Here is a 25,056-nt window from a genome sequence, read left to right on the forward strand (position 1 = left end):
TATAGAAGTGTTATTTGATTACAAGTAGTGGAGATGAGAGCATTGAAATCGACAAGTATCAGCAGTGAAATGAAAGCGGTTGCGAACCCGGGCCCGAAGCCGCGGATCTGGCATGATATTCCCGGCAAATACAAATTGTTTTTGATGGCATTTCCGTTCATGATTCTTGTTTTTTTATTTTCCTATTTGCCATTGTATGGATGGGTCTATTCCTTCTATAACTTTCGTCCGGGGATTCCGCTATCTGAAACCGAATATGTAGGCATGCAGTGGTTCAAGTCCATGTTCAGCAATCCTACACAAACGGCCGAGGTCATGCGCGTCTTGAAAAATACGATGGCCATGAGCTCGCTTGGCATCCTGACCTCTTTCCTTCCGGTCATTTTCGCAGTCTTTCTTTCCGAAATGCGATCGGCCCGCTTCAAGAAATGGGTGCAGATTCTCACTACGCTCCCCAATTTTATCAGCTGGGTGCTTGTTTACTCCTTCGCTTTTATGCTTTTTTCCGTTGATAACGGTCTTATCAATCATATCCTGATCAACCTTGGCCTGACCGACAGAGGGATCAATTTTCTCGCGTCCGACAGCCATACCTGGCTTTCGATGACACTATGGGGCCTGTGGAAAGGGCTGGGCTGGGGAGCGATTCTGTACATCGCCGCTATTTCCGGCATCGACCAGGAGCAATATGAAGCGGCAAGGGTGGACGGCGCAGGGCGGTTCCGCTCGATCTGGCATATTACAATTCCAGGTATCATGCCCACCTATTTTGTTCTGCTGATGCTGACAATCGCCAACTTCATCAACAACGGGCTGGACCAGTATTTTGTATTCCAGAATGCCATTAACAAGGATCATATCGAGGTTCTGGACCTTTACGTATATAATATCGGCCTGCTTGGCTCCAACTTTTCATTCGCTACGGCGGTCAGCATGCTGAAGTCGATCATCAGCATCATCCTGCTCTTTTTTGCCAACACACTATCAAAAGTCGTCCGCGGCGAGAGTATCGTATAATCCCGAACAGCCAGGAGGTCGTAACCATGCGGAATAAACGCTCAGCGGGAGATCTGACGTTTCATACGCTCAACTATCTCGTATTTGCAATCCTTGCACTGCTTTGCATTTTTCCTTTTTATTATTTGTTCATCAATACAATCAGCAACAACGACCTCAGCAGTCGCGGGTTGATATCCTTCTATCCCAGAGAGCTGCATTTCACGAACTACATAGAGGTGCTGCAAATTCCCGGCTTCGGACAGGCTGCGTTTATGTCGCTGTCAAGGACGGTCCTGGGTACCGTGCTCACAGTGGGAGGCTCCGCTCTGCTCGGATTCATATTTACAAAGAGAGAGATGTGGGGACGGACGTTCTGGTACAGGTTTGTTGTCGTCACCATGTATTTCAATGCCGGTATTATCCCGTGGTATATCACGATGATGAACCTCCACATGACCAATAATTTCCTTGCTTACATCATACCGGGCGTCGTATCGCCGTTTTTCGTTATTCTGGTCAAAACCTTTGTCGAGTCGCTCCCGATAGCTCTGCAGGAGTCGGCGATGATCGACGGAGCGGGCTACTGGATTATTTTTACCCGGATCGTTTTCCCGCTTATTACTCCCATCCTGGCAACGATCGCCATCTTTTCGGCAGTCGGCCAGTGGAATTCTTTTACCGATACGTTGTTCCTGATGGCAAATCCGAAGCTGTATACGCTGCAGTTTGTGCTTTACAAATATATTAATGAGGCTAACTCGCTGGCAGCGATCATCCGGAATTCGCAGGGAGGCGGCCAGGCGATCGATCTGTCCAGCATGCAAACGCCGACGTCGATCCGCACTACGGTAACCATGATAGTCGTGTTCCCGATTCTGCTTGTGTATCCCTATTTCCAGCGCTATTTCGTCAAGGGGATCATGATCGGAGCCGTCAAAGGCTGACCATTCGTTGAAGGGCCGGCTAGAGAAAAGGAGTGATGTTTAATGCGCTTTGCCGCATGAGATTGGAAACGGAAGTGCCTGTTAAACCATTATTGAATTTATTGGGAGGTCGAGTAAAGACATGAAAAGCATTATAAAAAAAGCATCAACCGTGCTGATGGCATCCATCCTTCTCGTGGGTTTGGCTGCTTGTTCCGAAGGCAATAACAATGCGGCAAACAATGCAGGCAGCGGCACGGACACCGCGAATGGCACGAAGCCGGCGGACGCGAAGGAGCTTTATAAAATCAATGTTTACTCTCAACTGGCAAACTTCTCGGGGAAGCAGGGCGGCTGGTTCGCCAAAGTTCTGAAGGACAAGTTCGGCCTTGAAGTGAACATTATCTCGCAAAACCTGGAAGGCGGCGCGAACAAATTTGCTACGACGATGGCATCCGGCAACCTCGGCGATCTCGTTGTTTTCGGCTCGGACGGCCAGGACTACCGCGATGCGATCAAAGCGGGCATGGTGCTCGATTGGACACAGAACGGTCTGCTTGACCAGTATGGCAAAGATCTTATGGCGAATGTGCCCAAAGCGATCGAAAAGAACAAAACGTACTTCGGAGACGGCAAAGCCGTGTATGGCGTCGGCTTCGATGCAGCGGCGGATGGTGCAACAGGCTCTGCTGACGGAAACACAATGACGTATCAGTCCGACATGCGCTGGGATCTGTATCAGAAGCTGGGAAGTCCGAAAATAGAGAACATGGAAGCCATTCTTCCCGTACTCAAGAAGATGCAGGAGCTTGAGCCCAAGAGCGACAGCGGCCGTCCGACATACGCCTTCTCCCTCTGGGCCGATTGGGACGGCAACATGATGACGTTGGCGAAGCAATTTGCGGCCATGCAGGGCTATGACGAGAGCGGTCTGCTCCTCGTTTCGGCGGATGAAGAGAAATACCAGGACCTTCTGTCTGAAGACGGCTACTACTTGCGGACGCTGAAGCTGTATTATGACGCGAACCAAATGGGCCTGGTGGACCCGGACTCCCTGACGCAGAAGTTCGATGACGTCAGCAACAAGTTCCGCGACGGACAAGTGCTGTATTCCTGGTTCCCGTGGCTCGACAGCGCATACAATACGCCGAATCATACCGATGCAGGAAAAGGCTTCGCAATGGTAGGCTTTGATAATCAGAAGATTTATTCGTACGGACAAAATCCATATGGCGGCAACCGGTTGTGGGCGATCGGCTCGAAGGCGAAGCAGCCGGAACGGATCATGGAATTCCTGAACTGGATGTACTCTCCCGAAGGCGTGATGACACAAACGAATGGCCCGGAAGGCCTGACGTGGGAAATGAAGGACGGTAAAGCGGTGCTGACGGACTTTGGCAAAAAGGCGTTGAAGGATACAACGACGCAGGTGCCGGACGAATTCGGCGGCGGCCAGTACAAGGACGGCACGAACCAAATGAACAACACTTCGCTCAAGGTCAGCAATATCAATCCAAACACGAACGAGCCGTATGACTGGAACAGCTGGTCCTCGGTGCTGGAAGACAACCCGAATCCGGTTGACAAATCGTGGCGGGAAGCAGTAGGATCTTTGACCCCGCATGAGCTGCTGGAGAAAAACGGTCAAATTGCTGTGAATCAGCAGTTGCCCGAGCCGGCTGCCATTATGGATCAAACATTGAATCAAAAGCTGAACCAGGTGGCAACCGTCATCAAGCAATACTCATGGAGAATGGTCTTTGCCAAAAACGACCAGGATTACGACAAGCTGAAAACCGAAATGATCAATAAAGCAAAAGGTCTGGGCTATGACGAGCTCATCAGCTGGCAGGCTGATCAAACCAAAAAGGTTTTCGAGCAGCGCAAACTAAATTCTTGAGTAAACAGGGGATTGATGCCCGGGAAGGTAATGGCTGCTGCGTTCAAGAATAAGGTTCGAATGAAGTCCGCTATCATAGCGGGCTTTTTTTATATGTAAAGGAAAAATTTAAGACCAGCCGCTCACAAACTTAAAGTGATGTAATCTCCTATTTATCGTGACTAGATTTTTAGAATGCGATAGAATGATAAAATCCGACAGTTAAAGCAGGTGGCGCTGGAATGTACCGGTTAAACAGATATCAAACCAAGCTGCTGATCTTCAGCACATGTGTTTGTACGATTCCAATTATCGTACTCGGGATTTTGTTTTATTATGAGTTCTCGCAGTCGATCCAGGATAAGGTAAACGAAGGCAACCGGCATATATTGGAGCAAACCCGGCTCCGGGTGGAGCAGGTGCTGCAGGGGGTGGACTTATCCCTACAGAGGCTTGTTGATGATGATAACGTGGTTCAGTCCATGAGCCGGGATTTATCTCCAGCGAATTTTCAATTCACGCTGGCCTTGTCCTCGAGGTTGAATCAGGTACAGCGGTTTGATTTCGGTCTTCAGGATGTCGACTTGATCGGACTGCAAAACGGCTGGATATTGAGCAATTACGGACTTCAGCGTGTAAGCGCAATCACGAATAATGAACGCATCAAGCAGTATGTCAATCTATCGGGCAACTCTTTCTGGACCACCGATAAAGGCAGTCTGGCCAGGAACACAATGAGCCCCGGCGAGAGTACCGTCAGTCTTGTCAAAAAAATCCCCCTGATTTCGGATAACCCGGACGGCTTGCTCATCGCCGAAATTTCAACTCATGAATTGTACCGGTTCATATCGCAAAACAATTCATTAGGCGAGATCTTTATTTTTGACGCGGCGGACCAATTGCTGGTCAAGCAGAACAAAAAAACGCCATATCCCCCCTCGGAGATTGAGACGTTCATGCATAGCATAGATCTGGAGAAGCAGTCATCGGGCCATGCGACAGCGGAGCTCAATCATCACAAGGTAGGGATCGAATTTCAAAAGTCCTCCTACAACCAGTGGCTCTATCTATCGCTTATTCCGCTCGAGGACATCAAGAAAGAGTCATGGAGAACAAGCTGGATGATTCTGCTGGTTTGTCTGGGACTGCTCGTCCTGGCCAATGTAACCGCATTCCTGTTCACGCGGCGCTTGTACTCGCCGATTCAACGCCTGTATGAGCTGTGCTTCAACAATATCGGCAGAACGCATGGTCATAAAGTCAACGAATTCGATATTATTAACGAAAATATCGTGCGCCTGCAGGATGTGCAAATCCAGATGACGCAGCAGATCCAGGGCCAGGTCAGGCAGCTTCAGGAATTGTTCGTACTTAAGCTTGTGCAGGGAGAATTCCATCCCTCGGAAATTGACGGCAAGCTCTCCGTCATGGTCCATAACCCGCCCGCCGATCTCAAATGGATGGGTGTGATCGTCCTGCAGATCGATACGCTCGAAGGAACCCGGTTCGAAGAGAAGGACCGCGAGCTGCTGCTTTTTGCCATCAATAATATGGTTGGCGACATTATTCCGGGCAAGCAAAGCCTGCTGCCCATTATCGTCAAGGAGAATCAGGTGAACGTTGTGCACACGCATCACGAATCCCTGGAGCTGTTTCAGACGTTTATCGCCGCGATGGCGGAAAAAATAAAGCTGGAGGTTCAGCGTTACTTGAGCCTTCCTGTCAGCATCGGCGTCAGCCGGGCTTATCCGCAGCTGAAGGATGCGGTTCAAGCTTATGCTGAAGCCAAAGAAGCGCTCAAATACCGGCTTCTCTCCTTTGACAAGATGATCCTCTATTATGAAGACATCAATCTGGAGGATAACAAGAGCATTTCATTTCCCGAGGAAACGGAAAAGCAGCTGATCCAGGCGATCAAATACGCCGAAGCCGAAACGCTGGATCCGCTCATCGAGCAGCTGATTCAGGATATTACGAAGCAGAGCGGCAATTATATCGATTATCAGGTTTCTTTTATCCGCTTTTTTGCCGATCTCGCCAAGCTGCTGCAGGAATCTGACCTGTCGCTGCACGCCATATACGGCGAGAACAAGCTGCCGCTTCAGGAGTTGTTCGAGCTTCATACGGTCGATGAAATCCGGGACTGGTTCCGGAACAAACTCATTAAACCGGTGATCCCGCTGTTCGAGGAACGCAAGAAAACCAAATTTCAGAGCCTTTCCTATGAAATCGTTCACATGATTCAGAACGAATACGATACGGACCTCACGCTGGAAATATGCGCTTCCCGTCTGCATTATCATCCCACCTATATAAGCCGGGTGCTGAAAAATGAAGTCGGCCTGAACTTCAGCGAATGCCTCGCCCGTCACCGGCTGGACGTCGCCAAAAAAATGCTGGAGGAAACCGATTTGAAAATTTCCCAAATCGCTGAGAAGCTGCGCTATCATAACTCGCAGAATTTCATCCGGTATTTCCGCAAAATGGTCGGCATGACCCCGGGAGCCTACCGCGAGCAGCATCTGAAGGGGTTCAGCGGATAATCGGCAGGTTGGCTCCTGATTACCGGCAGTTCATCTAGTGATTATTCCCCTGCCCGGTATGCGGTAATACCGGGGTATTTGCGTTGGTTATCCTGTGAGCCTATGAAGTTATCCGCCCCAATGGTAGGGTAGACGGGTGAACGATAACCTGCATAGCAAAGGGGGATTAGCTTGATCAGTGAAGCATCCGGAGAATTGAAAGCCTACCGTCCGAACTCCGCATTGGCAAAAAGATTGCTCAAGAACCGCTGGCTTTATCTCATGCTGCTTCCGGGAGTGCTGTACTTTATTATCTTCAAATATTTACCGATGTGGGGCGTGCTTATCGCCTTCCAGGATTATTCGCCGTTCTCGGGTTTTGCAGGGAGTCCATGGGTAGGCTTTGACAACTTCCTGCAATTTTTCAAGGATGACTCCTTCGCCCTCATCTTCCGCAACACGATCATCCTGGCGGTTTATAATCTGGTTTTTTTCTTTCCGCTGCCGATTATTATCGCGTTGATGCTCAACGAGCTGCGTATCGAGGTTTTCAAACGCTTCATACAGACCTTGATCTACATCCCGCATTTTATTTCCTGGGTTGTGGTCGTAGGCATCGCCTACATTTTGTTTACGCCGGAAAATGGACTTATCAACAACCTCCTGATCGGAATGGGCGGCGAGAAGATCAATTTCCTGCTCAGCAACGAATGGTTCAGACCGATGATTATCGGCCAGGTGCTCTGGAAGGAAACGGGCTGGGGAACGATTTTATTTTTGGCAGCGCTTTCAGATGTTGATACGCAGCTGTATGAAGCGGCCCGCATGGACGGCGCCAACCGGTGGAGACAGCTGTGGCATATTACGCTGCCGGCGATCAAGAGCACGGTCATTATTCTCCTGATTTTGAGGCTGGGCAGCTTCATGGATTCCGGATTCGAACAAGTGTTTCTGATGCTTAATCCGATGAACCGCGAGGTAGGAGAAGTGTTCGATACGTTCGTTTATACGAGCGGCCTGCAGCAGGGGCATTTCAGCTATGCGACGGCGGCGAATCTGTTCAAGTCGGCGGTGGGCATCGTACTTGTCCTGGGAGCGAATTATCTGGCCAAGAAGGCAGGCGAAGAGGGCATCTACTGATGCGGATTCGGTTCATCGGCGATAAGTTAGTTTACACGGAAAGAGGTGACCACGAATGAAGGATCGAACGCTGGGAAGCCGGTCATTTGATGCTGTGAATTATGCGCTGTTATTGTTTTTTGGCCTATGCACGCTGCTGCCCTTTATTTATATTATCGCCGGTTCGTTTACTGCGCCGGAGGAGTTTATCTCCAAGCCTATCATTCTGTTTCCGACGCATTTCTCATTGGCAGGCTATCAGTATATTTTTTCATCGAGTATTATTTTCAGAAGCCTGGGCGTCACGGTCTTCATTACGGTTGCGGGAACGCTGATCAATCTGCTTTTTACCTCTCTGATGGCGTACCCGCTGGCGAGGAAGGAGCTGGACGGCCGCAGGACGATTATGCTGATGGTGACATTCTCGATGCTGTTCAGCGGCGGGATGATTCCGACATTTCTTATTGTAAAATCGCTTGGCCTGCTGAACAGCTACTGGTCCTTGCTGCTGCCGAACGCGATCAACGCCTTCAATCTGATCGTCCTGCGGAATTTCTTTCAGCAGCTGCCGGAAGGACTGGAGGAAGCAGCCAAAATCGACGGTTGCAACGATTTGAGAATCCTGTGGCAAATTATCATTCCGCTGTCGCTTCCCGCCATGGCTACATTCACACTCTTTTATGCGGTGGGGCATTGGAACTCCTTTTTCCATGCGGTTCTGTACATCAATGATAATTTGAAATGGCCCGTTCAGGTCTGGTTAAGACAAATCGTCATCTTATCGCAGGGCGGCATGGGCGATTCCGCCACCTTCGACAGCACCTATATAACACCGCCGTCGCAAATCGTGAAGATGGCTGTCATTGTTGTTTCAACCGTACCAATCTTATGCGTGTATCCGTTTCTGCAAAAGCATTTTGCCAAAGGCGCCATGCTGGGTTCCGTTAAAGGTTAATAAATATGATGCAGGGGGTAAACCATGTCCAGATTAGGAAAAAGATTGAGAAAACCGTTCCTGGCCGCAGCAATGGCCAGCATAATGGTCGCGGCGACAGCCTGCAGCGGCGGGACGGGCAGCGGGCAAGCCGGGAATCAGAGCGCTGCCAAGTCCACGGAGCCGTTCGAGATTACGATGATGAATCAAAGCATCGTGGCGGAGCCGCCAAGTCCGGATGATCCCATCATCAAGGCGATCGAGGAATATACGAATACGAAGCTGGATATTCAATGGGTGCCAGGCACGACCTATCCCGACAAGCTGAACGCTACGATCGCCTCCGGTTCGCTTCCGATGGTGGTTCTGCTTCAGGACAGGCAGGAGTCCGTGGTCAATGCGATGCGGTCGGGCTATTTCTGGGAAATTGGTCCATTCCTGAAGGATTATCCGAATCTGGAGCGGTCCTTGAACAAGCAGGTATTGAAGAATGTCTCGCTGGACGGCAAAATTTATTCTATTTTCCGCAGCCGTTCGCTCGTCGGGGACGGGATGATCTTCAGGAAGGATTGGCTGGACAATCTGGGGTTGAAAGCGCCGACCACGACGGATGAGCTGTACAATACGATAAAGGCATTTACGTTAGACGATCCGGATAAGGACGGGAAGAACAACACGGTCGGCGTCGCCGAAGAGTCCCTGCTGCGCGGCTTTAATTTCATCCTGGGGGCCTTCGGGGGCGGGAATTTGTGGGACGTGAAGGACGGCAAGCTGGTGTCGACCCTATACAGCCAGGAGTACATGGACGCCTTGAATTTCTACCGCAAGCTGTATCAGGAGAAGCTGATCAATCAGGACTTTGCGATCGCCACCCGTCCGCAAAATATCGACAACATGGATAAGGGCACATACGGCATGCGGCTGGGCGATCCGGACCAAATCACGCGCCATTCGCAGCTGTTCAAGATCAACCCGAAGGCGGAGCTGGACGTTTCCGCTTCAATTAACGGGAGCAAGGGCGTTCGCACGCTGATGAGCACAGGCTATACCGGGGAATTCGTATTTCCCAAATCCAGCGTGAAGACGGAAGCGCAGCTTAGGCAAATTCTTGCTTACTTTGACAAAATTTCCGATGAAACCGCCCAAAATATTTTTGAATGGGGAATTGAAGGCATTCACTACACGATGAAAGACGGCAAACCGGTGCGGACGCAGGAGCAGACGGACAAGTACAATGCGGAAGTCGTCCAGCTTGAGCAAACGCTGGAGGTAGCGGACGGGTCAAGAGCCATGCAGGGCAGCATCGATCCTTACGTTCAGAAATACAAAGACGCGAAGAACGCGGTTGCGGGCAATCTGGTGGTCAATCCGGCAGCTGCCTATATTTCCGATACGTTTAACCAGAAGAGCGCCGATTTGAACAAAATCATCAACGATGCGCGCATTAAATACATTATGGGCCAGCTCGACGAAGCAGGCTGGAAGGACGCGGTGTCAAGCTGGGATAAGGCCGGCGGCGGCCAAGTGACGGAGGAATTAAACGAACAATATGCCAAGGATACAGACAAGTAGTCAAGGCAAGACAAGACCTGCACGCTGCCGTCCCGACGGCAAGCTGGCGGAATAGAAGTCCAATGGGAGGAAAACACAATGAAAGTTACGGATTTGACCTGTTATGTGGCAAGCGGACTGCTGTATGTAAAAGCGGATACGGATGAAGGGGTCTCCGGATTCGGGGAATGCAGCCCGATGCGCCCGGAAATTCTGGTGGAGATCATCCAGCAGATCATCAAACCGCAAATCATCGGCAGCGATCCGTTCAACATCGAGAAGATCGAAGAGAACGTGATGCGCAAGCATTATAAAATGTCCGGCCAGATGCTGGCAGCCGCCTACAGCGGAGTGGAGATCGCGCTCTGGGATGCGAAAGCGAAATTTTTGAAGCAGCCGTTGTATAATTTGCTCGGCGGCAAATACCGGGAGACGATTCCGCTCTACGGATCCAGCATGAGCCGCGATCTCACCCACGACCAGGAGGTCGAGAAGCTGAAGGAGGGGATTGCCGACTATCATTTCGGCGCCGTCAAGATCAAGGTTGGTCCGAGATTCGGCAGCGGACTGCCTGTCGATCTGGACGAGGATGCGGAGAAGGTGCGGAGAGTGCGGGAGGCCATCGGGCCGCATGTCCGGCTCATGATCGACGGCAACAGCTCTTATACTTATATTCAGGCGGTTCAGCTGTACGAAAAAGTGAAGGATTACGGTATTCATCATTTCGAGGAGCCCTGCCCCTATTTCGATATCGAAGCCTATGTGAAGCTGGCGCAAACGATACCTGTGCCGATCCATGTGGGCGAACAGGACTGGAATATCTTCACCTTCCGCGATTTTATCGCCCGCGGCGGCTGTCATCTGTATGCGGCCGACCCGATCAAATGCGGGGGGCTGCTGAGCGCGAAGAGAGCCGCCACTTTGTGCAGAGCATTCGGCATCCATTATGTGCCGCATAATACGACCCGCGGCATCGGCTTTGCGGCAGCTCTGCATCTGGCGGCCAGCACGCCGGAGTGCACCAGCTACTATGAGTATTCAATCGAGAAAAGCAATCTGCGCGGCCAAATGCTGAAGACGGAATTCAAAGTAAGCGAAGGACGCATTCATGTGCCCGATGGACCGGGTCTTGGCATTGAGCTGGATGAAGAGAAAATGAACAGCATGCTTACTGTCGTGAAATAGCGCCGTATGTGTAAGGTATGGAGCATGAGCCCGTATCATATCCGATTCGTGAAGGAGCTGCAGCAGATGCAGCTCCTTTATGTTTTTTAACCTGAAGCTGCGATGGCGGCGTACAGGAAAACTGTGAATGAGAGATATCGCGTACTCTGCGGGTATCTCTAAGGATTATGATGAGTAGCTTTAAGGATTATCGGGATTATAAAGTCTGAATATGGAGGTCCGAATGAGCGGGGAGGGCAATTGTCGCTTTCAGGATTGTAGTCATTTACCGGGCTGTACGGAATAATGAAAAGGCCGGTCACGGGTATGGCTCACAACTATCAACAGCGGGGTGAAATATGAAAAGAAGATATGTAATTTGCGGGGTCAGCAATCGAAGCATGAAGATGTTCATCGGTCCCATGATGAATACCTTCTCCAATCAGGCCGAGATTGTCGGATTGCTTGATATCGATCCAAGGAGGTTCGAGGTCTGCAAGCAAAAATTTCCCGGGCTTGGGCCTGTCCCGGAATTCGGTCCGGATGATTTCGGTACGATGGTGGAACAGACCAGTCCCGATGTAATTATCGTAACGGGGCGCGACGATACCCATGCTTCTTATATTGTTCAGGCGCTGGCGTGCGATCTGGATGTGCTGACAGAGAAGCCGATGGCGACAACCGGCGCCGATTGCCGCCGGATTATTGAAGCTGAGAACAGGAGCAGAGGGAAAGTGACGGTTGCCTTTAATTACCGCTTTACGCCCATACACAGCCGGATCAAAGAGATGGTGCTGGAAGGAAAGGTGGGCAGAGTCACCTCGGTCGATCTGAACTGGTATATCGACACGTATCACGGAGCCAGCTATTTCAAACGTTGGAACCGCTTACGCGAGCAATCCGGGGGGCTTTCCATTCATAAAAGCTCCCATCATTTCGATCTGGTCAACTGGTGGATCGGCCAGCAGCCGATAGAGGTATTCGCTTTCGGGGCACTCAACTATTACGGTCCCGGGGGAGAGATGAATCCGAAGAAAGAGGACGGCCGGCATTGCGGGACCTGCGAGGTCAAGCAGGATTGCCGTTATTATATGCGCTGGTCCTCGCGCAGCAAGGAGGTTCATGTGAAGGACGACCATATTGGTTCGCCGGATTCCGGCGGAGCAGAGGCACCGTACAGCCACTATCGGACAGATGCCTGCATCTTCGATTCCGAAATCAACATCGAGGACACCTATTCGGCGAACGTGAAGTATAACGGAGGGGCGCTGCTCACGTATTCCGTCAATTTCTCCCTTCCCTATGAAGGCTATCGGCTTGCCATAAACGGAACCCGCGGGCGCATCGAAACGATGGAATACCACTCTTCCGGCAGAGTCCCGTTTCCTGTTCCGGCGCAGACCATCGATTATTTTCCTCTGTTTGGAGCCAAAGAAACCGTGCATGTCGTTCACAGGGAAGGCGGGCATGGCGGCGGCGACCCGGCGCTGCTGGAGAATATATTTCTGGGTCCCGATCCGAATCGGACCTTTGACATTCTGTCCGGCTCATGGGACGGCGCTTATGCGGTCGGTACCGGTGAAGCGGTCTGGAGATCGGTCAGGGAGAATCGGCCGATCCAGATCGATGATGTGCTTGAAGGAGGCGTTGCGCTTGAAAACGCAAGTGACGCACGCGGCGCAGTCCGTCCGTAACCGCAAAGCCGGTGTGCTCTGGGGCCGATTCGTCAAGAGCCGTTATTTGTATATGATGGTGACGCCAGGCCTGCTTTATTTTGCCCTGTTCAAATATTTGCCGATGTGGGGGATCCTCATTGCCTTTAAGGACTATCTGCCCTTTCGCGGCTTCTGGAACAGCCCGTGGGTCGGCTTTAAGCATTTTGACCGTTTTTTCCACGATCCGGTATTTTGGACTCTGTTCGAAAACACACTGATTCTGGCCATTTACAATATCATCTTTTTCTTCCCGTTCCCGATTCTGATTGCGCTTATGCTTAATGAGCTGCGCCGGGAATGGTTCAAGAGAAGCATACAGACCTTCATCTATATTCCGCACTTTGTGTCGTGGGTAGTCGTTGTCGGCATGGCCTATACCTTCTTCTCGTCCGAAGGCGGCATCTTCACGGATATGCTCGTTGATGCAGGGATGAACAAGGTTAACTTCCTGATGTCCAACAGCTGGTTCAGGCCGATGATTATTCTTGAATCCATCTGGAAGGAATCAGGCTGGGGAACCATTATTTTTCTCGCCGCCCTATCGGGGGTCGATCCCACGCTGTATGAGGCAGCCAAGATGGACGGTGCGGGACGGATCAGACAGCTGTGGCATATTACGCTGCCGGCGATCCGCAGTACTATTATCATTTTGTTCATTTTGCGGCTGGGCACTTTTCTGGATACGGGGTTCGAGCAGATCTTCCTTATGCTCAATTCCACCAACCGTGAGGTTGGCGAAGTGTTTGATACTTACGTGTACACGACCGGCGTTCAGCAAGGGCAGTTCAGCTTCAGCACCGCTGTCGGCCTGTTCAAGTCGCTTGTGGGTCTGATGCTGGTGCTGGCAGCCAATAAATTAGCCAAGAAGGCAGGAGAACAAGGTGTCTACTAACGAAGAAAGGAGGCTGCTGCCATGATCCGTTCATCGCTTGGTTCGCGTTTTTTCGATCTGGTGAATGCCGGGGTTCTGATCGTTTTCGCATTAATTGCCATCATTCCGTTCTTGTTTGTATTGTCGGGATCGTTCACTGCTTCCGAAGAGCTGTTGAACCGGGGGGTTGTCCTATTTCCGACCAAATTATCGCTCGAAGGCTACCGCTATATCTTCTCGGCGGAGACGATTCTGAGAAGTCTGGGCGTGACGGTCTTCATTACCGTTGCAGGGACGTTCATCAACCTCTTCTTCACGACGCTGACTGCCTATCCGCTGGCCAGGAATGAATTTATGGGCCGGGGACCCATCATGCTGCTCATCTTGTTTACCATGCTGTTCAGCGGGGGGATGATTCCGACATTTCTCGTAGTCAAATCTTTCGGCATGCTCGACAGCTTCTGGTCGCTGTTAATCCCGAGCGCGATCAGCGCGTTTAATCTGATTATTCTGAGAAACTTCTTTCAGCAGCTGCCTGACGGGCTGGAGGAATCGGCCAAGATTGACGGCTGTAACGATTTTCAGATTTTGTTCCGCATTGTGCTGCCGCTTTCCCTTCCGGCCATGGCTACCTTCGCATTATTTTACGCTGTAGGCCATTGGAATACGTTCTTTAATGCTATCCTGTATATTAACGATAATGCGAAATGGCCGATTCAGGTATGGCTGCGGCAAATTGTGATCTTGTCGCAAGGAGGTGTCGGAGACTCGCAGAATATGGGGAGCGACTATGTGGCTCCTCCCGGCGAAGTGATCAAGATGGCGGTAATTGTAGTCTCGACCGTACCGATTTTGCTGGTTTATCCGTTTCTGCAAAAGCATTTTGCCAAAGGGGTACTGCTCGGCTCCGTCAAAGGCTAGGATGGAAGGCTGAAGCAGCAAGCAGCTCATCAAAATATATTCAGGAAAATGGGAAGGGGAATTATTCATGGCTATTCCGCGTTATCTTAAACAAGGCCTGCTCGCTGCAGGAGTTCTGTCGCTGGTCATCACTTCGGCATGCGCCAGCAGCAATGGGGAAACGAACGAGGGCGCTGCCTCTGTGCCAGCAGAATCGTCAAGCCCGTCAGAAATTACGATGATGAATCAGTATTTAACGGCAGAGCCGCCAAATATGGATAGCGAGCCGATGAAGCTGCTCCAGGAATATACGGATGCCAGCTTGAATGTGACCTGGGTTCCCAGCTCGAGCTACAGCGAGAAAGTCACGGCTTCGATTGCCGTTGCCGGAGATTTGCCGAAGCTGCTGCTGGTGAAGGATGACCGCAATCCGGCTATCATCGATGCGGCCCGGGCAGGCTTGTTCTGGGAATTGGGACCTTATCTGAAGGACTATCCGAATCTGCAATCCTTGGACCCCGCACGGTTATCCAACATTTCCATAGACGGTAAAGTATACGGTGTCTACCGCTGGAGAGCCATTGCCCGCAACGGAATCATTATCCGCAAGGACTGGCTGGATAACCTGGGCCTGCAGGAACCCAAAACGATCGACGAGCTGCTGAACGTTATTAAAGCGTTTACTTACGACGATCCGGACAAAAACGGAAAGAATGATACATTCGGCATCTCGTTCGACTCGAACAGCGCACAGTTTAACCATTTCCTGTCCATCATGGGAGGTCCGAATCTCTGGGCCTATGAGGACGGGAAGATGACTCCGGATTTCATGACGAAGCCGTATATGGATACGCTCAAGATGCTCAAACAGATGTATACCGATAAAGTGTTCAACAGTGATTTTCCTGTTGTTAAGGACCGTACGGTACTGATTAATCAAGGCAAGGCGGGTGTCTATATCGGAGCCTACGATGATTTGAACGCACGGTTTACCGATTTATTCAAATTGAACCCGGATGCCAAACTGGATCCCATTCCGAATGTCAGCGGACCTGACGGCATCAGAGTACAGGGGGGAACAGGCTATAACAGCGTCTTCATGATTCCGAAGACGAGCGTCAAAACCGAGGACGATCTGAAGGAAGTATTGTCCTTTCTCGATAAACTCGGCGACGAGAAGGTACAGAACCTGATGTCATGGGGAATCGAAGGAAAGCATTACAAGGTGGAAAGCAGCAAAGCGGTGCGTGTCGACGAGCAAATTTACACCAATGAGGTCTATAACGAGTTGTTCCAACTGATGGTGTTTGACGGCAAGAAGGCTCTTGCGGGCGATCTGGATCCGAATGTTGCCAAATACAACCAGCTGATTCAGGATAACGAGCAATACGCCGTTCCAAATCCGGCCCTGCCGCTCCTGTCACAGACTTATATGGAGAAAGGAAGCCAGCTTGAGCAGATTATTATGGATGCCCGGACCAAGTTCATCATTGGCGAATTGGATGAGAAAGGCTTTGAGCAGGCGATAGCCAACTGGCGGAAGAATGGCGGCGACCAGGTGATTTCCGAATATGAAAGCGATTATGCCAAAACAATGAATAAGTAGACAGCGGAGAATAAATCTGTTCGTTCTACTTGCTCCTGCAGATTGCGGCTTTGAAGATTTATAGAATTTCATCGCTTCTTTATGCGATAATGTAAGCGGTTGTAATACTCGGCTTAAAGAAAGAGAGACCGACATGAAGCTGCTGAATTTGTCCCGTTATCAAGTCAAACTGTTTACATTATGCTTGCTGCTCGGCGCCATTCCCGTCGTGGTGCTGGGCATTTTTTCTTATGCCAAATCATCGGGTTTGATTGAAGACAAGGTGCTGCAGGGAAACGACCAGCTGCTGCTCCAGATCCAGACTCAGCTCGAGAATACATTGAAGGTCGTCGACTTCTCCATCTTTCAATTTGCAAATTCGCAGGAGGTTAGCGATGTCCTTCAGAAGCCGATTCAAGCCAGGGATTTCCCGCTTGTCGATAAATTGCTGGATATGCTGCAGCGCATCCAGATCTACGAGCTGGGGATTCGCGATATCCATCTGATCAATATCGATCATCAATGGATGATCAGCAACAAGGGATATGCCAGGCTGGACGAATCCGCAGACGCGGACCGGATCTCATCGTTCTCGGCGATCGATAAGCCCTTGGCGTGGACAACGGAATTATCGGATGCCAGCGGCGGGAAACCGGGAAGCTCGGATATATACCTGGTCAAGCGGTTTCCGAGCTATTCGGGAAGCCCTCATGCGCTGCTTGTGACGGAAATGTCGAGCCAGGAGCTTTTCAAGCTGCTGCCGACAAGCAGCAATCTGGGATTCATGGTCATTTTGGATGATAAAGGAAATCTGATCGCCAGCAGTCCGAAGTCAGGAATGAACAGGTCTCTGCAAGATTCGCCCCAGCTCGCAGACATCAAGCAGGCAGCTGAAATGAGCGGCTACCGGACGGGTCAAATCGGCCAGGAAAAATACGGATTTACATTCCGGAAGTCATCCTATAACGGCTGGACTTACCTGCTGATCGTTTCGCTGGACAGCATTGGCCGCGAATCGCAGGCTATCGGCTGGGCGACAGTATGGGCTTGCGTTATCATTATCGCCATGATCATTATCCTGTCTCTGCGGGGGACCAGTAAGCTCTATTCGCCTCTTCGCACGCTCTATCAGAAGATGGCCGATCCGGCAGAGGTCTTGGATCCCCAGGAGCGGAACGACGAGTTCAGGGTCATCGAACGGCGGATGGAGAGGATGTTCCGAAGCAATATGGATATGACCAGCAGCGTTCAGAAGCTGCAGCAGCAGTTAAAGCCGTTCATGATTTTCAAGCTGGTGCAGGGCGGATTGCCGGACAAGGAAATCGAGGAGCAGCTTGAGCTGTTCGGCTATTCACAAGGATTCAACTGGCTTGCGGTTGTGACCATACAGATCAATGCGCTGGAAGGCACCCGGTACCTGGAAGGCGATCGCGATTTGCTGCTGTTTGCAATCAGCAACATCGTCGAGGAAACGGTGTCTTTCGAGCATCGATTGAGCCCTGTCGTCATCGAGCAATCGCAGGTTACGGTCATCAGAGGCGATCAGGAATCCACGGATGGATTCAAGGCATTCCTGCTGGACACAATCAGGCAGGTTCAACAAAATATACAGGCGTATCTGGGGCTATCCGTCAGTGCGGGAATCAGCCGTCCTTACAAAACCTACGGTGCCACGCCAAAGGCGTACGCGGAAGGGCTCGATGCGCTGAAATACCGGATTACGAAGGATACCGAAACGATCCTCTTTATTGAGGATGAGGAGCCTGAGCTGCAGATGGTGTTTTTTCCAGAGCATTTGGAGAAGCAGCTTGTCGAGGCTGTGCGATTTTCGGATGAGAGACGGGCCGCAGTCTTATTGGGTGAATTTCTGCAGATTTTGTCCAACCGGGAGCTTACGCACAATCAGATGCAGAACTGGCTGATCAAGCTGCTGCTCGATTTGCTGTATATTACGGAGCAGTCCGACGCCGCCTCCTCCCAGCTCAATGCGAATGCGATTCAATTGTCTGAACAGCTTAAGAGGCTTAATACGGTTCAGGAAATCGAGCTTTGGTTCCTCCGGCAAATTGTCGAACCCGCCATTCGCATGGGGGAAATGAGCAACGAGGGTCCGTTTCACAAAATAGCCAATGAGGTTGTCCGCATTATTCAGAGCGAATACGACCGTGAGCTGACCCAGGAGGAATGCGCATCAAGGCTTAATTATCATCCCAGTTATATCCGGCGCGCTTTGAAGAAAAGCATGAATACCAATTTTACCGATTATTTGCTGGCATACCGGATGGAGGTCGCCAAGAAGTGGCTGACCGACACGGAAATGAGGATTGCCGATATGTCCAAGAAGCTTCAATACAATAATCCGCAAAATTTCATCCGTTATTTCAAAAAGGTTACAGGCATGACGCCGGGCCAATATCGGGAAATGTGCTGCAATGACAATGAATGAATGATTCAGGGAGGAAACAACGATGAAGAACAGCTATTCGGACTTATCCTATTTGCATTTGGACGGCTCTCTTAACCAGGGCAAGATCAGCGTGGGCACTGACGAGCTGGAAGCGGCGGCCAATTCACGGGTGCTGCAGGTGGATGATATTCAATCGCCGGTCATTATAGAATCCATGGAGCTTCTCTTCAATAATGGGCTGTATTTCCTCAGGGCCCGGTCCAAGGACGGCTCGGAAGGGGTGGCAGTGGCAAGCGAACGCGCCGAGTATCTGCATCCTCTGCTGAAGCAGCTGATCATTCCGTATTTTATAGGCAAAGACGCGCGTGATCTTGAAAAGCTGCTGGATGGCGTTTACGTTCATGAGAGCAATTATAAGCTGTCCGGTCTTGCATTATGGTGCTGCATCTCATGGGTCGAAGCGAGTCTGCTCGATATGCTGGGCCGCATAAGCGGCAAGCCGGTCGGAGACCTTCTGGGAGGCGTTATCCGCAGCGAGGTGCCCATTTATGTAGCCAGCGGCAACAGGGGAACGACGCCCGAAGAAGAAATCGAGGTGCTGCAGGGCAAAGTCGCAGAAACGGGCGCAAAAGCGATTAAGTTCAAGGTAGGCGGCCGAATGAGCAAAAACGCCGATTCGATTCAAGGGCGCTCGGAAAGCCTGATCTACCTGACGCGAAAAGTATTTGGCGAGGACATGACCATTCATGCGGATGGGAACGGCTCTTACGATCCGCCCAAGGCAATCGAATACGGCAAAATGCTGGAGGAAATCAACGCATTCTTCTATGAAGAGCCCTGTCCCTTCGAGCATCTGGAGGATACCAGGGAGGTTGCGGACGCCCTTGCTGTCCCTCTGGCATTCGGAGAGCAGGAGACAAGCATGCGGCGATTCAGGTGGATCATCGACAATGACGCCGCTCAGGTCGTGCAGCCGGATCTACAGTATAACGGAGGCTTTATCAGAAATACCAGGGTCGCCAGAATGGCCGCTCTGAAGGGGATCGCCGTCACTCCGCACATATCCAGCGGGTACGGCTACGTATATGTGCTTCATTTTGCTTCCTATATCCCGAATATCGGGAAATTTCAGGAAAACAAAACCGGGGTTAAGGAAACCGGCAGCCTGTTCGCTCCGCAAATGGAAGTCAAGGACGGTGTGATGAAGGCGCCGACAGGCCCGGGGCTGGGTATGGACCACACAGAGGTTAACCGCGTGCTGCGTAAGGCTTTCCTGGTTTAACCGGAACAACTGTTAAAAAAATGAACGCAGTCCGCAGGTTTTCACCGGGGCTTGAAGGGAGAAGGAGCATCTGTCATGTGGACCCCTGACGCTTTCCTCGAACAATTCTATGAGCGTACTCCCGATTATTCTTTCAAATCGGGAACATATGCAGAATGGGCGGATTGGAGGCCGGCACTTGTTCATGCTTTGAAAAAGGCCATCGTTCTGCCTGCTGCAGAAGCTGTCAATCCGGACCCGGTTGTTCTCGGGCGGGAGGATTATGGAGCATACGTCCGGGAGCATTTACTGCTCCATACGGCTCCCCATTTAACAATGCCGTGTTATTTGCTGATACCTAAAAATGCGGTGCCGCCTTATCCGGCAGTGATCGCCTGTCCCGGTCACGGATACGGTTATAAACAGCTGATCGGCCTGCTCCCCGACGGAAGCGACCGGGCCGGAGAACCGGGAAGCTACAAGGATTATCCCGTCGAGCTGGTCAAACGGGGAATACTGGTAATCGTTCCCGAATTATTGGGACTCGGGGACAGGAGGCTGGAGCAGGACCAGGCCAAGGACCCCAAAGAAAATTCATGCTTCCGGTTGGCGACGAACCTGCTGATGGCCGGAAAAACGCTTGCCGGGTACCGTGTGCATGAAATGATCTGCTGTGCCGACTATCTAGTATCCCGCAGCGACACGGTCCCAGGCAGAATCGGAAGCATGGGATTCTCGGGAGGAGGGCTGGTCACGGCATTAACGGCTGCCATCGATGACAGAATCGGCCCGGTTGTTATCAGCGGGTATACCAACACCTTCAGAGACAGCATTCTGGCAAAGCCTCATTGTGCCGACAATTACATTCCCGGGCTTCTGCAATATGCCGAAATGCCGGATATTTGGGGCTTGATCGCGCCCAGGCCGCTGCTGATAGAGGCGGGCCAGGAAGATAGCGGATTTCCGATTCAGGGAGCGGTAAAGGCGATAGAACATTTGCGTTCCATTTATCGTGCAGCGAATGCGGAAGAAGAGCTGGTTCAGGATATTCATTCGGGAAAACACGAGGTTTCCGGACGCCTTGCATTCGACTGGCTTGAGGCTAAATTGAATGGAAGGCCTGATTGCGGATAATGCGTACAGCATGATAATGAAAGCGCACACAAAAATGCTTGCCATTCCTCTGGCGCTGCAGTACGTTAGTAGTATAAAGGAGGAATGAAATGATGGAACGGACAAATCTGCATCTACCCAGAAGTCAGCCGGAAGCACAAGGAATTCCCTCCGCAGCTGTAATTGATTTTTTGAATGCCGTGCAAGAACGAGATCTGGAGCTGCACAGTCTGATGATACTCAGGCACGGCCAGGTAACAGCGGAGGGCTGGTGGGCTCCCTATGCATCCCATCTTCCCCATATGCTGTTCTCGCTCAGCAAAAGCTTTACCTCCACCGCCATCGGCTTCGCCGCTGCGGAAGGGTTGCTGTCAGTGGATGATGCTGTTCTATCGTTCTTCCCGGACGATGCCCCTGCGGCAATCGAACCGAATTTGGCGGCTATGCGCATCCGCCATTTGCTCATGATGGGAACGGGCAATGACAAGGACACCACAAGCGGGATGCAGCAGAGCGAAGACGGCAATTGGGCAAAAGCCTTTCTTGCGGCTCCCGTCGAGCATGAGCCCGGTACTCATTTTGTCTACAACAGCGGAGCTACCTATATGCTCTCCGCCATCCTGCAGAAGGTTACAGGCCAGACCCTGCTGGAATATTTGCAGCCGCGCCTGTTCGAACCGCTTGGCATAAAGGGAGCGGCCTGGGATGTCTGTCCCCGGGGAATCAATGTCGGAGGCTGGGGATTAAACGTTACCACAGAGGATATCGCCAGGTTCGGCCAGTTATATCTTCAGAAAGGGATGTGGAATGGACAGCGCCTCTTGACAGAGGAGTGGATCGAGGAAGCGACGTCCAGCCAAATATCCAACGGAGACGGCGGAGTTAATGATTGGGCGCAGGGCTACGGCTATCAGTTCTGGCGCTGCAGGCATGGGGTATATCGCGGTGACGGCGCATTCGGGCAATTCTGTATCGTGATGCCGGAGCAGGACGCCGTTATCGCAATCACAAGCGGCACCAACGATATGCAGGGTGTCATGAACGCCGTCTGGGATCACTTGCTCCCTGCGATGCAGCCGTCGCCGCTTTCTCCGGATCCGCAATCGCAGGCGCAGCTTGAATCCCGACTGGAGGCGCTGGCCATCCAACTGCCGCGGCTGCAGCCGGATTCCCCTCTGGAAGAAGCTTTCTCCGGCAGGGAATATGAGCTTGAAGATAATGAACAGAAGTGGAAGAGCCTATCCGTCTCCTTCGAAGACAAGGGTGCAACCATCGTTCTCCGTAAACAGGACAATGAATACAGCATTAACCTGGGCCGGGGCGAGTGGGTGGAAGGCTCCACGCGGCTGCTTCAGGATCAGGATAAACGCCTCGCTGCGAGCTTTACGTGGCAGCAGCCGGACACGCTTCAATTGACGCTGAGGTTTGTCGAAACGCCATTTTCTATTAACAGCCAGATCCTGTTTGACGGGGACAATATCCTGTTGAAGCAGAATTCAAACGTTTTATCCGCCGCTCAGGCTGAAATCCGCGGACGGTTAACGGAATTGGCGTAGTGGTCCGGCGACTGTGCAGGCGGAAGACGTTTCAGCAATGCGCGGTCCTGGCTATTGCTAATAGCTCACCTTATCGAATGTAAAAGTTTCACACCTATAAATTTCTATAAGGCTGACGGAAGAAACTGGCTTTCCCGTCAAAAGGACGACGAAGCCGGTACTTCTTAACCTTATAGAATATAAATTTCACATATATCTATTTCGATAAGGTCCCAGGGAAGAAGCCTGCTGTGCCGCCAAAAGGACGGCGACCGCCGTTTCTTCTTGAACAATGGAACAAGGCTGCCGGAGCAATCCGGCGGCCTTTTCGATTTCTCTGTCATCAATTTGCCACAAAAAAGCGGCTCATTTGGCTGATTTGTCCCATATCGGCCGCCGCCCGTAAAAAAAATTGCGGATTACAAAGCTTGATTAATGCGGGGCAACTTTTTCTGTGGTAAGATAGAAAAAGTCATTGATAATGATTATCAGTATTATTGCTAGAGGGAGGCCTTCCGACTCGTCCGCTATGAAATGGAGTAAAGGATTCATCACAGGAATATGGTTTGCCGCTGCTGCGGCAGTATTACTTCTCAGCATGTTTTTTGCTATTTCCTACGGCGCCAAGGATATGACGCTTGCCACAGTATGGGCGGCCGTTTTTCATTATGATTCCACCGTGACAACCCATCAGATCATTCATGAATTCAGGCTTCCCCGCGTATTGGGGGCCATGATTACAGGCATGGCTTTTGCGGTGTCAGGTGCGCTTATGCAGGGTGTCACGAGAAATCCGATGGCGGACAGCGGCATCCTTGGCGTCAATGCGGGGGCAGCGTTCGTTGTTGCGCTCTGCTTTGCTTTCCTGCCCGGCTTGTCCTACTCCATGCTGATGATCTTCTCATTCATCGGGGCGGCGCTGACTACCTTGTTTATAATGGGGCTCGGCTCGGCTGCGAAAGGCGGACTTACTTCCCTGCGGCTCACGATAGCAGGAGCGGTTGTCGCAGCCATGCTTCATTCACTCAGCACCGGAATTGCGATCTACTTCGACTTGAGTCAGGATCTGGCTTTCTGGTATGCCGGCGGGGTAGCGGGTGTCACCTGGGAGCATCTGAGGGTGCTGGTTCCTGTGATTATGCTTACTTTGATCTGGTCCGTTACGATGGGACGCTCCATTACCTTCCTGTCGCTGGGGGAGGAGTCAGCTGTGAGTTTAGGTGTGCGGACCGGGAGAATCCGTCTGCTCGGTATGACGGCTGCCGTCATTCTGGCCGGAACATCCGTATCGGCTGCAGGCTCCATCGGGTTTGTCGGCCTCGTTGTTCCGCATATCGCGCGGCGGCTGATCGGAGTGGATTACCGGATATTGATACCCTTATCCGCTATGCTGGGAGCGGTGCTGCTCATTTGGGCGGATTTCGCGTCCCGGATGGTCAGCCCTCCCAGGGAATTTGCGATCGGGGCAATGGTTTCACTTGTAGGTGTGCCTTTCTTTCTTTACCTGGCGCGTAAAGAAAGGAGAGATTTGTAGATGGACATCGAGGCGCAGGCCAAAAAAAGAGCAAGACGAGCATTTTATGCCAGTCTTATCCTGTTCCTGATTGCACTGGCGGTTGTGCTCATCAGCCTGAATACGGGCACGATCCGCTTATCCCCGTTAGCCGTGGGACGGACGCTGCTCGGGAACGGCTCAACGGATGAAACGATGATCATGTTCGATTTCCGGCTTCCCCGTATCCTGATCACGATGCTTGCAGGCATTGGACTTGGCATCTCCGGCGCTGTGCTTCAGGGGGTTTCCCGAAATTCGCTTGCCGATCCCGGCATACTCGGTATTCATGCAGGAGCGGCATTCGGACTTATGATCTTCGTGTCCTTCTTCCGCACGATGGAGGGCCCGTCCGCGCTCATGATTCCGATGTTTACCTTTGCAGGGGGAGCAGCGACGGCTGTTATCATTTTCATATTCGCCTATGACCGGTACAGAGGCTTGCTGCCGATCCGCCTGATACTGGTTGGCATCGCCGTTGCGGCCGGAATCAGCTCCGTTACGCTGCTGTTGTCCTTGCGGCTTGATGAGGATACCTATTCCTTCGCGGCCAGCTGGCTGGCCGGCAGCGTCTGGGGAAGAGACTGGATTCACGTATGGGCGCTGCTGCCGTGGATTGTACTGATCGTTCCCTTCATCTATATGCGCTCCCGGACACTGGATATCTTCGCCTTGGGCGACGATGTTGCGTCAGGCGTAGGCAGCCATGTGACGAAAAACCGGCTGCTCATGCTGTCGCTTGCGGTGGCGCTCTCCTGCGTCAGCGTCTCGATGGCCGGCGGGATCGGCTTTATCGGACTGGCGGCGCCCCATATCGCCAAACGGCTCGCCGGTCCGCAGCATCGGCATTTTCTGCCGGTAGCGGCGCTGGTGGGTCTGGTCATTCTCGTCGCAGCCGACACCATAGGACGGTCGATTTTTCATCCCAATGCGATTCCGGCGGGGGTTGTGGTCGCAGCCATTGGAGGACCCTATTTTCTCTACCTGCTCTTCAAAACAGACAAATAAATTACACATCAATGGAGG

18 protein-coding genes are annotated in these 25,056 nt (G+C 51.6%); all 18 read left to right on the forward strand.

Going from position 1 to position 25,056, the window contains the following annotated elements:
- Window positions 1-42: 42 nt before the first annotated feature.
- Window positions 43-1,017 (forward strand): ABC transporter permease, encoded by a 975-nt coding sequence (locus tag AC0YNV_RS03725; protein ID WP_475765909.1) that lies wholly within the window; start codon window positions 43-45, stop codon window positions 1,015-1,017.
- Between the two features lie 26 nt (window positions 1,018-1,043).
- On the forward strand, window positions 1,044-1,943 hold the full coding sequence (locus AC0YNV_RS03730; protein ID WP_210044024.1) for a carbohydrate ABC transporter permease: 900 nt from the start codon (window positions 1,044-1,046) through the stop codon (window positions 1,941-1,943).
- Window positions 1,944-2,064: 121 nt separating this feature from the next.
- Window positions 2,065-3,822 (forward strand): extracellular solute-binding protein, encoded by a 1,758-nt coding sequence (locus AC0YNV_RS03735; RefSeq protein WP_475765911.1) that lies wholly within the window; start codon window positions 2,065-2,067, stop codon window positions 3,820-3,822.
- Window positions 3,823-4,043: 221 nt separating this feature from the next.
- The gene (locus AC0YNV_RS03740) at window positions 4,044-6,344 is read left to right on the forward strand and encodes a helix-turn-helix domain-containing protein (RefSeq protein ID WP_475765913.1); all 2,301 of its coding nucleotides are present in this window, start codon (window positions 4,044-4,046) and stop codon (window positions 6,342-6,344) included.
- A gap of 195 nt (window positions 6,345-6,539) precedes the next feature.
- Window positions 6,540-7,463 (forward strand): ABC transporter permease, encoded by a 924-nt coding sequence (locus AC0YNV_RS03745; RefSeq protein ID WP_475767288.1) that lies wholly within the window; start codon window positions 6,540-6,542, stop codon window positions 7,461-7,463.
- 55 nt (window positions 7,464-7,518) lie between these two features.
- Window positions 7,519-8,397 (forward strand): carbohydrate ABC transporter permease, encoded by an 879-nt coding sequence (locus AC0YNV_RS03750; RefSeq protein ID WP_475765915.1) that lies wholly within the window; start codon window positions 7,519-7,521, stop codon window positions 8,395-8,397.
- Between the two features lie 24 nt (window positions 8,398-8,421).
- Window positions 8,422-9,948, forward strand: a complete 1,527-nt coding sequence (locus AC0YNV_RS03755; RefSeq protein WP_475765917.1) for an extracellular solute-binding protein — start codon at window positions 8,422-8,424, stop codon at window positions 9,946-9,948.
- A 78-nt stretch (window positions 9,949-10,026) separates the two neighbouring features.
- Entirely contained in the window at window positions 10,027-11,112 is a 1,086-nt protein-coding gene (locus tag AC0YNV_RS03760) for a mandelate racemase/muconate lactonizing enzyme family protein (RefSeq protein ID WP_475765918.1), read from the forward strand.
- A gap of 338 nt (window positions 11,113-11,450) precedes the next feature.
- Entirely contained in the window at window positions 11,451-12,785 is a 1,335-nt protein-coding gene (locus AC0YNV_RS03765) for a Gfo/Idh/MocA family protein (RefSeq protein ID WP_475765920.1), read from the forward strand.
- Window positions 12,786-12,837: 52 nt separating this feature from the next.
- Window positions 12,838-13,698, forward strand: coding sequence for an ABC transporter permease (locus AC0YNV_RS03770; RefSeq protein ID WP_475767290.1), 861 nt, complete (start codon window positions 12,838-12,840; stop codon window positions 13,696-13,698).
- Window positions 13,699-13,719: 21 nt separating this feature from the next.
- The gene (locus AC0YNV_RS03775) at window positions 13,720-14,598 is read left to right on the forward strand and encodes a carbohydrate ABC transporter permease (RefSeq protein ID WP_210044017.1); all 879 of its coding nucleotides are present in this window, start codon (window positions 13,720-13,722) and stop codon (window positions 14,596-14,598) included.
- Between the two features lie 67 nt (window positions 14,599-14,665).
- Window positions 14,666-16,183 (forward strand): extracellular solute-binding protein, encoded by a 1,518-nt coding sequence (locus AC0YNV_RS03780; RefSeq protein WP_475765922.1) that lies wholly within the window; start codon window positions 14,666-14,668, stop codon window positions 16,181-16,183.
- A 133-nt stretch (window positions 16,184-16,316) separates the two neighbouring features.
- Window positions 16,317-18,608, forward strand: a complete 2,292-nt coding sequence (locus AC0YNV_RS03785; RefSeq protein WP_475765924.1) for a helix-turn-helix domain-containing protein — start codon at window positions 16,317-16,319, stop codon at window positions 18,606-18,608.
- A 22-nt stretch (window positions 18,609-18,630) separates the two neighbouring features.
- Window positions 18,631-19,851, forward strand: a complete 1,221-nt coding sequence (locus tag AC0YNV_RS03790) for a mandelate racemase/muconate lactonizing enzyme family protein (RefSeq protein WP_475765926.1) — start codon at window positions 18,631-18,633, stop codon at window positions 19,849-19,851.
- A 75-nt stretch (window positions 19,852-19,926) separates the two neighbouring features.
- Window positions 19,927-20,964: a dienelactone hydrolase family protein gene (locus tag AC0YNV_RS03795; protein ID WP_475765928.1), complete on the forward strand. Its 1,038-nt coding sequence runs from the start codon at window positions 19,927-19,929 to the stop codon at window positions 20,962-20,964.
- Between the two features lie 89 nt (window positions 20,965-21,053).
- The gene (locus AC0YNV_RS03800) at window positions 21,054-22,499 is read left to right on the forward strand and encodes a serine hydrolase domain-containing protein (protein WP_475765930.1); all 1,446 of its coding nucleotides are present in this window, start codon (window positions 21,054-21,056) and stop codon (window positions 22,497-22,499) included.
- A gap of 460 nt (window positions 22,500-22,959) precedes the next feature.
- Window positions 22,960-24,012 (forward strand): FecCD family ABC transporter permease, encoded by a 1,053-nt coding sequence (locus AC0YNV_RS03805; RefSeq protein WP_210044012.1) that lies wholly within the window; start codon window positions 22,960-22,962, stop codon window positions 24,010-24,012.
- Complete coding sequence (locus tag AC0YNV_RS03810) at window positions 24,013-25,038, forward strand: FecCD family ABC transporter permease (protein ID WP_475765932.1); 1,026 nt, start codon at window positions 24,013-24,015, stop codon at window positions 25,036-25,038.
- The last annotated feature ends 18 nt before the right edge of the window (window positions 25,039-25,056 follow it).

The sequence above is a fragment of the Paenibacillus sp. JT31N11 genome (genome assembly GCF_056269285.1).

Bases quoted from the DNA above. Each gene is read 5' to 3' on its own strand.
- AC0YNV_RS03730 (WP_210044024.1), top strand. From the start codon at position 1,044: ATGCGGAATAAACGCTCAGCGGGAGATCTGACGTTTCATACGCTCAAC.
- AC0YNV_RS03735 (WP_475765911.1), top strand. From the start codon at position 2,065: ATGAAAAGCATTATAAAAAAAGCATCAACCGTGCTGATGGCATCCATC.
- AC0YNV_RS03740 (WP_475765913.1), top strand. From the start codon at position 4,044: ATGTACCGGTTAAACAGATATCAAACCAAGCTGCTGATCTTCAGCACA.
- AC0YNV_RS03750 (WP_475765915.1), top strand. From the start codon at position 7,519: ATGAAGGATCGAACGCTGGGAAGCCGGTCATTTGATGCTGTGAATTAT.
- AC0YNV_RS03755 (WP_475765917.1), top strand. From the start codon at position 8,422: ATGTCCAGATTAGGAAAAAGATTGAGAAAACCGTTCCTGGCCGCAGCA.
- AC0YNV_RS03760 (WP_475765918.1), top strand. From the start codon at position 10,027: ATGAAAGTTACGGATTTGACCTGTTATGTGGCAAGCGGACTGCTGTAT.
- AC0YNV_RS03765 (WP_475765920.1), top strand. From the start codon at position 11,451: ATGAAAAGAAGATATGTAATTTGCGGGGTCAGCAATCGAAGCATGAAG.
- AC0YNV_RS03770 (WP_475767290.1), top strand. From the start codon at position 12,838: ATGATGGTGACGCCAGGCCTGCTTTATTTTGCCCTGTTCAAATATTTG.
- AC0YNV_RS03775 (WP_210044017.1), top strand. From the start codon at position 13,720: ATGATCCGTTCATCGCTTGGTTCGCGTTTTTTCGATCTGGTGAATGCC.
- AC0YNV_RS03780 (WP_475765922.1), top strand. From the start codon at position 14,666: ATGGCTATTCCGCGTTATCTTAAACAAGGCCTGCTCGCTGCAGGAGTT.
- AC0YNV_RS03785 (WP_475765924.1), top strand. From the start codon at position 16,317: ATGAAGCTGCTGAATTTGTCCCGTTATCAAGTCAAACTGTTTACATTA.
- AC0YNV_RS03790 (WP_475765926.1), top strand. From the start codon at position 18,631: ATGAAGAACAGCTATTCGGACTTATCCTATTTGCATTTGGACGGCTCT.
- AC0YNV_RS03795 (WP_475765928.1), top strand. From the start codon at position 19,927: ATGTGGACCCCTGACGCTTTCCTCGAACAATTCTATGAGCGTACTCCC.
- AC0YNV_RS03800 (WP_475765930.1), top strand. From the start codon at position 21,054: ATGATGGAACGGACAAATCTGCATCTACCCAGAAGTCAGCCGGAAGCA.
- AC0YNV_RS03805 (WP_210044012.1), top strand. From the start codon at position 22,960: ATGATTATCAGTATTATTGCTAGAGGGAGGCCTTCCGACTCGTCCGCT.
- AC0YNV_RS03810 (WP_475765932.1), top strand. From the start codon at position 24,013: ATGGACATCGAGGCGCAGGCCAAAAAAAGAGCAAGACGAGCATTTTAT.